The sequence below is a fragment of the Yoonia sp. genome (assembly GCF_046498525.1).
Taxonomy (GTDB): domain Bacteria; phylum Pseudomonadota; class Alphaproteobacteria; order Rhodobacterales; family Rhodobacteraceae; genus Yoonia.
Genome location: NZ_JAWOAN010000202.1, coordinates 22,306 through 33,104, shown reverse-complemented (window position 1 = coordinate 33,104; position 10,799 = coordinate 22,306). Strand labels below are relative to the sequence as shown.

The 10,799-nt window shown below is 57.3% G+C and carries 10 protein-coding genes and 1 pseudogene; 3 read left to right on the top strand and 8 right to left on the bottom strand.

All coding sequences use genetic code 11. From position 1 onward, the window contains the following. Positions 1 to 92: 92 nt before the first annotated feature. Positions 93 to 554, top strand: a pseudogene (locus R6T97_RS12730) (RluA family pseudouridine synthase); the annotation flags it as partial. Here the strand turns inward: R6T97_RS12730 and R6T97_RS12725 are convergent. The 3 genes from R6T97_RS12725 to R6T97_RS12715 all read right to left on the bottom strand — a co-directional run bounded on the left by R6T97_RS12725 (position 532) and on the right by R6T97_RS12715 (position 3,610). Then, positions 532 to 1,143 carry an alpha/beta hydrolase gene (locus R6T97_RS12725; protein ID WP_410349672.1) on the bottom strand — a complete coding sequence of 204 codons (612 nt, stop codon included), beginning with the start codon at positions 1,141 to 1,143 and terminating at the stop codon, positions 532 to 534. The pseudogene R6T97_RS12730 and the gene R6T97_RS12725 sit on opposite strands and share 23 nt — an antisense overlap. A 1-nt stretch (position 1,144) precedes the next feature. After that, positions 1,145 to 2,074: a VOC family protein gene (locus R6T97_RS12720; protein WP_410349671.1), complete on the bottom strand. Its 930-nt coding sequence runs from the start codon at positions 2,072 to 2,074 to the stop codon at positions 1,145 to 1,147. A gap of 96 nt (positions 2,075 to 2,170) precedes the next feature. Then, positions 2,171 to 3,610: an aldehyde dehydrogenase family protein gene (locus tag R6T97_RS12715; RefSeq protein WP_410349670.1), complete on the bottom strand. Its 1,440-nt coding sequence runs from the start codon at positions 3,608 to 3,610 to the stop codon at positions 2,171 to 2,173. A gap of 123 nt (positions 3,611 to 3,733) precedes the next feature. Here R6T97_RS12715 and R6T97_RS12710 point away from each other — a divergent pair, with 123 nt between their 5' ends. Next, positions 3,734 to 4,381 carry a peroxiredoxin gene (locus R6T97_RS12710; RefSeq protein WP_410349669.1) on the top strand — a complete coding sequence of 216 codons (648 nt, stop codon included), beginning with the start codon at positions 3,734 to 3,736 and terminating at the stop codon, positions 4,379 to 4,381. A 94-nt stretch (positions 4,382 to 4,475) separates the two neighbouring features. Here the strand turns inward: R6T97_RS12710 and pnp are convergent, their stop codons facing one another. Further along, on the bottom strand, positions 4,476 to 6,608 hold the full coding sequence (pnp, locus tag R6T97_RS12705) for a polyribonucleotide nucleotidyltransferase (RefSeq protein ID WP_410349674.1): 2,133 nt from the start codon (positions 6,606 to 6,608) through the stop codon (positions 4,476 to 4,478). Positions 6,609 to 7,119: 511 nt separating this feature from the next. Between pnp and R6T97_RS12700 the strand changes: the two genes are divergently transcribed. Beyond that, the gene (locus tag R6T97_RS12700; RefSeq protein WP_410349668.1) at positions 7,120 to 7,839 is read left to right on the top strand and encodes an SGNH/GDSL hydrolase family protein; all 720 of its coding nucleotides are present in this window, start codon (positions 7,120 to 7,122) and stop codon (positions 7,837 to 7,839) included. A gap of 100 nt (positions 7,840 to 7,939) precedes the next feature. Here the strand turns inward: R6T97_RS12700 and rpsO are convergent, their stop codons facing one another. From rpsO to truB, 4 genes are all read right to left on the bottom strand, one after another. Beyond that, positions 7,940 to 8,209, bottom strand: a complete 270-nt coding sequence (gene rpsO, locus R6T97_RS12695; protein WP_410349667.1) for a 30S ribosomal protein S15 — start codon at positions 8,207 to 8,209, stop codon at positions 7,940 to 7,942. A gap of 137 nt (positions 8,210 to 8,346) precedes the next feature. Beyond that, complete coding sequence (locus tag R6T97_RS12690) at positions 8,347 to 9,186, bottom strand: calcium-binding protein (RefSeq protein WP_410349666.1); 840 nt, start codon at positions 9,184 to 9,186, stop codon at positions 8,347 to 8,349. Positions 9,187 to 9,297: 111 nt separating this feature from the next. Further along, complete coding sequence (locus R6T97_RS12685) at positions 9,298 to 9,810, bottom strand: DUF1643 domain-containing protein (RefSeq protein WP_410349665.1); 513 nt, start codon at positions 9,808 to 9,810, stop codon at positions 9,298 to 9,300. Further along, positions 9,811 to 10,716: a tRNA pseudouridine(55) synthase TruB gene (gene truB / locus R6T97_RS12680; protein WP_410349664.1), complete on the bottom strand. Its 906-nt coding sequence runs from the start codon at positions 10,714 to 10,716 to the stop codon at positions 9,811 to 9,813. Between the last annotated feature and the right edge of the window lie 83 nt (positions 10,717 to 10,799).

Genomic DNA, 10,799 nt, shown 5'->3' with positions numbered 1-10,799 from the left:
GAATGCTAAAGCGATGCAGTTAAGACCTCATCAAATACAAAAGTCAAAACAATTAGCTGATATAGTTAAGCATCATAATATTGGGTATTTGCAAGGACACATCAGGCGTGATGATCTTTGCGCTGTCCCCCCACGCCCAGCGCCATCTTGGCCTGCAATTCGAAAAGCGGCAGACCAAAAAGACCTATGTGGCCCGCGTCTGGGGCGAAATGGCGGAAAAGACAGGCACCGTCGATCTGCCCCTGATCGTCGACTGGCCGAACCGCCCGCTTCAGATGGTCGATCATGAAAACGGCAAGCAGGCGGTGACAGACTGGCGCGTCATGCGCGCCCGCGATGGCGAAACCCGTGTGCGCCTGATGCCCCGCACGGGCCGGTCGCATCAACTGCGGGTGCATATGCTGGCGCTGGGGCATCCAATTCTGGGCGATCCGTTTTATGCGACGGGTGAAGCGCGGGATTACCCGCGCCTCATGCTGCATTCCGAAACATTGCAGTTCCGCCATCCCGACGGCGGTCAGGGTATGCGCATTACAGCGAAGTGTCCGTTCTAGCGACAAACTGCGCAATCGCATCAACCTCGGACTGCGCGATCTCGTGTCCGCCGGGGTGCCAATGCACCGTAACCTCTGCCCCCTGCGCTGACAGGTAATCCGCCAGTGATTGCGTCAGCGGTGCAGGGCAGATCGGATCACGCTCACCCGCAGTGATCAGAACACGCCGCCCCGCGAGGCCGGTTTGCGGATCAGGCGCCCAAGGGATGAGTGGATGCATCAGAACCAGATCATCGACCAAGTCAGGCTGTTCCAGCGCAACGGCAGCCAGAATGTTCGCCCCGTTGGAATAACCCAAGCCCAGCGTTCTTGAAGGCTTTGTGGTGTCTTTCTCGGCCTGAATGAAGCCTGCCATCGCAGCGGTCCGCTGCGCCAGATCATCCATGTCATAGACACCTTCGCCCGTCCTGCGGAAATACCGCAGCGCACCATGCTCCGACACATCGCCACGTGGCGACGTGACATGCGCACCGGGGATCAACTGTTCGGCAAGGCCGTGAAACTGGGCTTCATTCCCGCCCGTGCCATGAAAGGTCAGGAACAGCGGTTTACCCGCCGTTCCCTCCGTACGCTTGGCAACATAGGTCATATCAATCACCGAGCGGCTGAAGCGTGCTTTCCAGACGGGTACGCAGATGCTCGTGCTGGCTGGGCAGTTTCAGCGCCTCGCCCAGATGCGCCGTATCTTCGTCACGGTCAAAGCCCGGTTCATTGGTCGCCACTTCGAACAGCACACCGCCGGGCGTGCGGAAGTAGATCGCATAGAAATAGTCACGGTCAATCACCGGCGTCACTTGATAACCGGTGTCCAGCAACGCCTCGCGAACCTCCAACTGCCGCGCACGGTTTTCAACCGCAAATGCGATGTGGTGGACCGAACCGGCACCTTGCGACGCTTGACGCGCACTTGGCAGCTCCTCAATATCAATCGTGTTGGCATCATTCCCGCCAGGTATGATGAAACGGGTCACGTTATCTTGGTTGTCCAGCTTTTCGTACCCCATGAACTGCAACAGCTCACTACTGACACCAGCATCCTTCAGACGCATATCCGCCGAATGAAAGCCGCGAATACCCATCGCCTCACTCACGTCGTTGCCTGTCCAAGGGATGCGGTCATCGTCGCTTTCGACAAGAGCGAACTGATCGCCATCAGGCCCATCAAAAAGGACACGTTTTTCGCCAAAGCGGGTGTCCTGACTGACGCCGCGCACATCGAAGGTCGCAAAGCGGTCAAGCCATGCCTGCGAAGACCCAGTTGGAATGCTGAACGCCGTACGTCCCACTTCACCAACACCCTTTGCGCCACGTCCCGCGTTCGGGAAAGGGAAATATGTCATCACCGTGCCGGGGGAACCGGCTTCGTCGCCATAATACAGATGATAAACGTCCGGTGCGTCGAAGTTCACCGTCTTCTTCACACGGCGCAGGCCAAGGACCTGCGTGAAGAAAGCATTATTTTCGCGGGCATCGCTCGCGAGTGATGTGACGTGGTGCAGGCCTTTAATCTGATTGATCATGTCGCTCTCCTATTCCTTTGAACAGACAGATAGCGGTTTTGAAATCGCACGAAAGGCCAACAGGCGCACCAAACTGGTGCGCCTGCGCACATGACGTTACTCGGACGCCCAACCAGAGATCGCCTTGACCTCAAGGAACTCCTCGATCCCCCAGACGCCACCTTCGCGCGCACGGCCCGACATCTTGACCCCGCCAAAGGGTGAGCCTGCACCGCGACTTTTGCCGTTCATCTCGACCATGCCGGACCGCAACGCCAGCGCCATGCGGTTGCGCTTGGCGCCATCCTGGCTTTGGACATAGTTCGTCAGGCCGTAGGGCGTGTCATTGGCAATTGCGATGGCATCGGCCTCATCCTCGAACGGGATAATCGACAGGACCGGGCCAAAGATTTCCTCCTGCGCGATACGCATATCGTTGGTCACATCGGCAAAAACGGTCGGGCGGACATAGAAACCGCGGTTCATGCCCTCGGGCAGACCGGGCCCACCGGCCACAAGGCGCGCACCTTCATTGATACCCACCTCGATCATTTCCTGAATTTTGGTCCACTGGCTCTTGTTCACAACCGGCCCGATATGACGACCCGGCTCTGATGCGGGGCCGACGGTGATCTTGCTCGCAATCTCGGCGGCAGCTTCGACGGTCTGGTCGTAGATCGACCGTTCTACCAGCATCCGTGTCGGTGCGTTGCAGGACTGACCGGTGTTGTTCATGCACTGCATCACGCCGCGCTTCACCGCTTTTTCATCCGCATCGGCAAAGATCACATTGGCACCCTTGCGACCTAACTCCAGCGTCACGCGCTTGAGCGTTTCAGCAGCAGCGGCAGAAATCGCCTTGCCTGCGCGGGTCGAACCGGTAAAGCTGATCATCGCCACATCCTCATGGTGCGACAACTGGCTACCGACACCGGCACCATCACCGTTCACCAGATTGAACACACCTGCGGGGATTCCCGCGTCATGCACGAATTCGGCAAATAACAACGAAGACAGCGGCGATTCCTCGGACGGCTTCAAAACCATCGTACAGCCTGCCAGCAAAGCAGGGATCACCTTGAGCGTCACCTGATTCATCGGCCAGTTCCATGGCGTGATCAGGCCAACCACACCGATCGGCTCCATCGCGATGCGGTCATCGGGGGCATGCGGACCCAACGGGCGCAGCCATTCGATCTGCTTGATCGCTTCGAGTGAGTTCTTCAGATGCCAAGGCAGGCAAGGCGCCTGACTGCTGCGCGCCATATCAATGGGCGCACCCATCTCCATGCTGATGGCCTGCGCCAATTCCTCGACCCGCGCTTCGTATTGGGCCAGAATACCTTTGACAAGTTCAGCCCGCTCTTCTGGCGTTGTTGCGGCCCATGCCGGAAACGCGGCCTTTGCCGCAGCAACGGCGGCATCCGTGTCAGCCTGCCCTCCAAGGGAAATGACCGCGCAGGCATCCTCGGTTGAAGGGTCAATCACATGGTAGTCGTTGGCCATCACAGGCGGCACCCATGCACCGTCGATATAGAAATTGCGGTTCTCGATCATTGCGCTTCTCCCTCTGCTCGTCGGATATGTGGCATCGCTGTCGATCTTTCGCAAGCGCCAGTGGTTTCAGGCGGCAATCGTACTTATATAAAGGTTGGAAAACGGACCATAAGGAGCACCAAAATGGGTTTACGCATAAACGATACGATCCCCGACCTCACCGTTGAAACGGATCAGGGTACTATTTCATTACACGACTGGATCGGCGACAGCTGGGCGATCCTTTTTTCTCACCCCAAAGACTTTACACCCGTTTGCACGACGGAATTCGGCGCGGTTGCGCAATTGGCCGATGAATGGGAAAAACGCGGCACCAAAGTGATGGGCATCAGTGTTGACGGTGTCGAAGAACACAAAAAGTGGAAAAGCGACATTGAAACCTTTGCGGACGCGAAAGCCGGTTTCCCGATCATCGCGGACGAAGACCTGACCGTTGCCAAAGCATTCGACATGCTGCCCGCAGACGCCTATCTGCCCGATGGCCGTACACCTGCAGACAGCGCAACCGTGCGCGTCGTCTTCATCGTTGGCCCCGACAAGAAATTGAAACTGTCGATGACCTATCCAATGAACGTGGGCCGTAACTTTGCCGAAGTGCTGCGCGCGCTTGACGCGCTGCAAACTGCCGCAGGTGAAGGCGTGGCAATGCCTGCCAACTGGAATGTCGGTGATGACGTGATCATTCCTACATCCGTCAGCGATGCGGATGCCAAGGCCAAATACGGAGAATTCACAACCGTCTTCCCCTATCTGCGGACAACCAAACTGTAAGGCGCGCAAAGACCGTCATACGGAATACAGAACAAACAAAAGGGCCCGGGCAATACTGCCCGGGCCCTTTTTTCTTTCAAAGCAGACAGTCAGATTACTCTGCAGCGTCTTCTTTGGTGACTTCCTGACCGGTTTCCTGATCAACCATCTTCATGGCCAGACGGACCTTGCCGCGATCGTCGAAACCAAGCAGCTTGACCCAGACTTCCTGACCTTCTTTCAGAACGTCCGAAGGATGGTTCAGGCGGCGGTTCTCGATCTGGGATACGTGGACCAGACCGTCGCGCTTGCCGAAGAAGTTCACGAAGGCACCAAAGTCGACCAGTTTCACAACTGTCCCTTTATAGACCACGCCCTCTTCCGGCTCTGCCACGATCGAATGGATCATGTCATAGGCCCGCTTGATCGCCTCTGCATCGTTGGATGCCAGCTTGATCACACCATCGTCGTTGATATCGACCTTGGCACCGGATGTTTCCACGATCTCGCGGATGACCTTGCCGCCGGATCCGATGACTTCACGGATCTTGTCGACAGGGATCTGCATGGTTTCGATCTTGGGTGCGTGAACGCTGAATTCCTGCGCCCCGGTGATGGCTTTGCCCATCTCGCCTAGAATGTGCAGACGGCCGGCTTTGGCCTGCTCTAGCGCCTTTTTCATGATCTCTGGCGTGATGCCCGCGATCTTGATGTCCATCTGCAAGGATGTGATCCCGTTCTCGGTACCCGCAACCTTGAAGTCCATGTCGCCAAGGTGGTCTTCGTCACCAAGGATGTCGGACAGAATAGCATAAGAACCGTCGTCTTCCATCACCAGACCCATGGCCACACCGGCAACCGGTGCTTTCAGCGGCACACCTGCGTCCATCATGGACAAGGAGCCACCACAAACCGATGCCATCGAAGATGAACCGTTCGATTCAGTGATCTCGGACACCAGACGGATTGTATATGGGAAATCCGTTGGCGCAGGCAGAACCGCCTGAAGCGCACGCCAAGCCAGCTTGCCATGACCAATCTCGCGACGGCCAGGGCCGGAGACACGGCCAACTTCACCAACCGAATAGGGTGGAAAGTTGTAGTGCAGCATGAAGTTGGATTTATACATGCCTGTCAGCGCGTCGATCATCTGCTCGTCGTCGCCGGTGCCCAATGTGGTCACAACCAGACCCTGGGTTTCGCCACGTGTGAACAAGGCAGAACCGTGTGTGCGCGGCAGGATACCAGTCTCGGATACAATTGGACGGATCGTATCAAGCGCACGGCCATCAATTCGCTTGCCGTTTTTCACAACGTCGCCGCGCAGAACGCTGGATTCCAGCTTTTTCAGTGCTGCACCAAGGTTGCCGTCTTCCTGCTGCTCTTCGGTCAAAGACTCGATGATCTCTTGCTTTGCAGCAGCAACAGCGGCGGTGCGTTCCTGCTTGTCGGTGATCGCATAAGCGGCGCGCATCTTGTCTTCGCCAACAGATTTGACAGCGGCTGCCAGATCCGAGTAATCCTCCGGCTGGAAATCAAACGGCTCTTTCGCTGTCTGTTCGGCAAGATCGATGATCAGGTCGATCACCGGCTGGATCTGTTCGTGGGCGAAAGTCACCGCACCCAGCATCTCGTCCTCGGACAGCTCGTAGGCTTCGGATTCAACCATCATCACGGCGTCTTTGGTGCCGGCGACAACAAGGTCCAGACGCTGCTCGGGATTCATACGCAAGTTGTGCATGTCGTCGATTTCAGGATTCAGGATATACTCGCCACCCTCGAAACCCACGCGGCAGGCGGCAATCGGACCCCTGAAAGGCGCGCCCGAAATTGTCAGCGCGGCAGAGGCGGCGATCATAGCAACCATATCGGGGTCGTTGACCATGTCGTGTGACAGCACGGTGCACATGACCAGAACTTCGTTCTTGAAGCCGGGTACGAACAGCGGGCGAATGGGGCGGTCGATCAGGCGGGCGGTCAGCGTCTCTTTTTCAGTCGGACGCGCTTCGCGCTTGAAAAAGCCGCCAGGCACTTTACCGGCGGCATAGTATTTCTCTTGATAGTGGACGGTCAGCGGGAAAAAGTCCTGACCCGGCTTTTGCTTGCGCGCAAAAGTGACGTTCGCCATGACGCTGGTTTCACCCAGTGTCGCAATGACGGAACCGTCCGCTTGGCGGGCAACCTTGCCCGTTTCCAGTGTCAGCGTGTCTTCGCCCCACTGGATTGATTTCTTCACTTCGTTAAACATCATATTTTCCTAGTTGGCCTCACTGGGCCTTTTGCGTAGGGGGCGTATTCCCCCTCATTCCGGTATCTTCTTTGGTCAGGCGCTGGAATGCGGGCGCCAGTCTCTCAAGATTAGTGGGGCTTAGCGGGTTTTCGGCGGTTTGGGAAGGGGGAGGGGGCAAGTTGCCCGCGCGCCAGAAGAATGTCGCCAAGTGGTGCGCAAGGGTAATATCCACTTTACGCATTTGGCAGCGATACAGGCGCAATCATGGCTGCCGTCCGGACCAAGCGCAGCGTTGCACAGTGCAATCAGGCACCTTGCAATCAATTCTCAACTTACATTCGGGTAATTGATCAAAAAAGTACGGCCGCCTTTGACGATCGTCAATTTCATGCGGTGCGACAGCGTCTACACATCCAAGTAACGAACACTTTATTTTGCCTTGCGGAGGAGATGACGTGAGACGCAGACGTAGGGAAAAATCTCTCTGCTTTTCAATCTCGCCCAGGCACGTCCCGTTCGGGAGGTTGAGATGCTAGATGTTGCAGTGCGGATACTGTTGTTTCCGGTTCTGGTCGCGCAAGCGGCCGAAGTCCGGCGGACAGCACTGCGGCTGGATGATCCTTCCGGTCTGCGTGAAGGCTTCAGCGGACACGGACCCGAGCTTCATCTGTTGATCATTGGTGACAGTTCTGCTGTGGGGGTCGGCACGTCACATCAGGAAGAAGCTTTGCTGGGTCACATGCGCAAACGGTTGTCACAAACCAACACGGTCTACTGGTCTGTCAATGCGAAAACCGGTGCCACAACCGCCGATGTGATCGCCGCACTCCAAGAGTGCGAACCCCGGAAATTTCATGTCGTGTCGGTATCGCTTGGCGTCAATGATATTACCACGCGTGTGCCTGTATCGGTTTGGCTACGGCGCTGTTCAGAGTTGCTGGAACTGCTGGAGCGTAAGTTCGAGGCCGATGTTATCTGCGTCTCGGGTATTCCGCCGATCCAGTATTTCCCATTGCTGCCACAACCACTGCGGTGGGTCTTGGGTGCGCAGGCAAAACGGTTTGATCGGGCGCTGCGCGTTCTTGTCGCCAATCACCCCGGATGCCGGTTTGTCGAGATGGATTTTCAACCCGACGTCTCGCATATGAGCCCCGACGGCTTTCATCCCGGCCCTAAAATCTATTCAGAATGGGGCCGCAAAGTCTATCGTGCCATCCGCAGCGACATCAAACGTCTGGGAAAAACATAGCTTCCCGCGCCTAGCCGAATTGATGCCCGCAGCAAACCAAAAACAAAAACGCCCGCCAAGTGGCAGGCGTTTTCGGTATTCCGTTTGAAACCGTATCGCCTTAGCGACGCAGGCCCAGACGTTCGATCAGGCTCTGGTAGCGGGCTTCGTCCTTGGCTTTGGTATAGTCCAAAAGCTTGCGACGCAGCGCAACCATCTTGAGCAGGCCACGGCGACCGTGGTTGTCTTTCTTGTGGGTCTTGAAGTGCTCTGTCAGCGTCGCGATGCGGCTGGACAGAATGGCAACCTGAACTTCGGGCGAACCTGTGTCGCCTTCTTTGGTTGCAAATTCCTTCATGATCCGTGTTTTTTCTTCGGCAGTAATCGACATCGGGGTCTCCTTTGTATCAAGGGTGAATGGCACAATCCGGGATGTCGTCCAGAAAGGCCCGTGGAGGGTCCGTGCAGGGCAATCCCTGCGCAGATGCGCTGCAATAGGCGGATTCCGGTTAAAAGAAAAGCATTTTCTCAGGCCGCGACAAGCGCAATGCGCGTCACGTCCAGATCAGACAAACCAGAAAAGATCGCGACAACCGTATCGTCGGCCATCAGAACCAGCCCCTCTTCGGTCTCGACCGTGCGGAGCGCGGGAACATCGCCCTCATAGGTCACCTCGATCAGATCCTCGCCCTCATCGAAATCTTCGACGATCAGGTCGTTATCGGCCAACAAATCAAAGGTGTCTAACCCTGTCCCGCCATGCAGGTTATCGCCCGCGCCGCCCATCAGCGTATCGTCCCCGGCACCGCCATTCAGGTAATCTACGTCGTCATCGCCCCTGTCATAAAGAACGTCGTCACCTGAACCGCCATGCAGCGTGTCGCCCCCGCTGCCGCCCACCAGCACATCGTTCCCCAGCGATCCAAGCAGCGCATCATTCCCCGCGTCGCCCATCAGCACATCATCACCGCCACCGCCGTTCAGCGCGTCATCGCCCGCACCACCAGCCAGAACATCATTGCCCACATGCCCGTTCAGCAGATCGTCGCCCGCACCGGCATCGAGAACATCATCGCCCCGCCCGCCGTGCAGCGTGTCATCACCTGCGCCGCTTGCAAGGTGATCATCGCCGTCCTCACCGTGCAGATAATCGTCGCCCGCGCCTGTCAGAACGATATCATCCAGATCACCCGAAAAAATCACGGTGTCTTCATCACTCGGGTCCATCAGAACATCGACTGGCTTGATAACGACACCTGGGTCATCATCTTCCGCGATCCTGTCATCTTCCACTGCGTCGGCCACATCAGTGTCCGACATCATAACAGCCGCCAAGGCGACCCCCATCATCCCAAAAAGAGCAAGCATCACTGTAACCTGTTACAAACCGAGTCGCCCCCGACCCCGAGGTGACGGAATAGCACGCAACAAATTCAAATTTACGCAAAATCTGAACAAGTGGTTAACGCAGCAGGTGGATCAATCCGCAACCCAAAGGATCGGCTGCTGCTGGTAACTGATGTAAAGAGGGTGCTTGGGATGCCCGTCTTTGCTCAACCCCAGGGAATAAAGTGGCTTGCCTGTCAGGCGCAAAAGCCCCTCTGTTTCCGGGCCGCGTCCAAGATGCGCGCCATGCGTACCCCATGCCGCGATGATCTGGTCCGCCCATCCCGCACCTGCGCGAATGGCCGCGTCATTTTCTGGCCCCACCGGATCGGCCGCCTTGCGCATCTTGAAAGGGTCCGTATCGCGCCATGCGAAAATGTTTGTGACCTGAAAAGCCCCAAAGCCCAGCGCCCGCGCACGCCTTTCACAACGCTCCACCGTTGGATCGTTCTGGACTTCCGTCGCCTTGGACGGGTTGAGCATGACAAACAGCACCCGCTTGCCCTGCGCATCCCACGTGCGGGTCAGCGCATAGCGATACCGTTCGCAATCAGAGTATGTTGCCGTCGAAGGCGCATCGTCCTTGATATGCGTCCGCGTGATCACCTAGGCCACAAACACGCGCGATGGCTGCAATTCACCGCCACGGTACGTGCCGACGGCGATGGCCCTGCCTTCGAAAGAGGCCCATACCTCGTCGCCATAATCCACATCCGTCGCAATCACAGAAGCCGGATTGCCATTGCGCAGCTTGGCGACGCTTTCTGCAAGACAACGCACCTCGGGCAAGTCGACCAGACCAACCTCGAGCGGTTGCAGATAGGCATCCAGTTCCGGCGTCTTGGCCAACGCATCGATCTGGTCCAACGTCACGCCGTCAGAGGCCTGAAACGGACCCGACCAGATACGGCGCAGCGATTTGACATGCGCATGACAGCCCAGCGCCTTGCCCAGATCGCGGGCGATCGCGCGGACATACCCGCCTTTGCCGCAGGTCATTTCCAGCACCACATGATCCGCGTCAGGACGATCAACCAACAACAACTCTTCCACCCACAAAGGCCGGGCCGCAAGGTCCATTTCCTCTCCATCGCGTGCCTTTTTGTAGGCGCGCTCACCATCCACCTTTACGGCGGAAAACTGCGGCGGCACCTGCATGACATCACCGACAAAGGCCCCCAGTGCGGCCTTGATCGCCTCATCATCCGGGCGCAGGTCCGAAGTTGCAATGACCTCGCCCTCTGCGTCATCGGTATTTGTGGCCTGCCCCAGACGCACGGTAAAGACATAAGCCTTCAGCGCATCCGTAATATACGGCACGGTCTTCGTCGCCTCGCCCAAGGCCACCGCCAGCACACCTGTCGCTTCCGGGTCAAGCGTACCCGCATGACCGGCTTTCTTGGCGTCCATCGCCCATCGAACCTTGTTGACCACGGCGGCCGAGGTGATGCCAGCGGGCTTGTCCACCACCAACCACCCCGAAATATCGCGACCCTTGCGCCTGCGTGCCATAGAAATACCCTTCCTCGAATTGTGGGGTAGCTAGTCGGAACATTAGAAAGGGTCAACAAGCGGCAGGCAGCTTCGGCGCACCG

Coding starts and splice junctions, on each gene's coding strand:
- R6T97_RS12725 (WP_410349672.1), bottom strand. CDS start 1,143: ATGACCTATGTTGCCAAGCGTACGGAGGGAACGGCGGGTAAACCGCTG.
- pnp (WP_410349674.1), bottom strand. CDS start 6,608: ATGTTTAACGAAGTGAAGAAATCAATCCAGTGGGGCGAAGACACGCTG.
- truB (WP_410349664.1), bottom strand. CDS start 10,716: ATGGCACGCAGGCGCAAGGGTCGCGATATTTCGGGGTGGTTGGTGGTG.
- R6T97_RS12720 (WP_410349671.1), bottom strand. CDS start 2,074: ATGATCAATCAGATTAAAGGCCTGCACCACGTCACATCACTCGCGAGC.
- R6T97_RS12700 (WP_410349668.1), top strand. CDS start 7,120: ATGCTAGATGTTGCAGTGCGGATACTGTTGTTTCCGGTTCTGGTCGCG.
- rpsO (WP_410349667.1), bottom strand. CDS start 8,209: ATGTCGATTACTGCCGAAGAAAAAACACGGATCATGAAGGAATTTGCA.
- R6T97_RS12690 (WP_410349666.1), bottom strand. CDS start 9,186: ATGCTTGCTCTTTTTGGGATGATGGGGGTCGCCTTGGCGGCTGTTATG.
- R6T97_RS12710 (WP_410349669.1), top strand. CDS start 3,734: ATGGGTTTACGCATAAACGATACGATCCCCGACCTCACCGTTGAAACG.
- R6T97_RS12715 (WP_410349670.1), bottom strand. CDS start 3,610: ATGATCGAGAACCGCAATTTCTATATCGACGGTGCATGGGTGCCGCCT.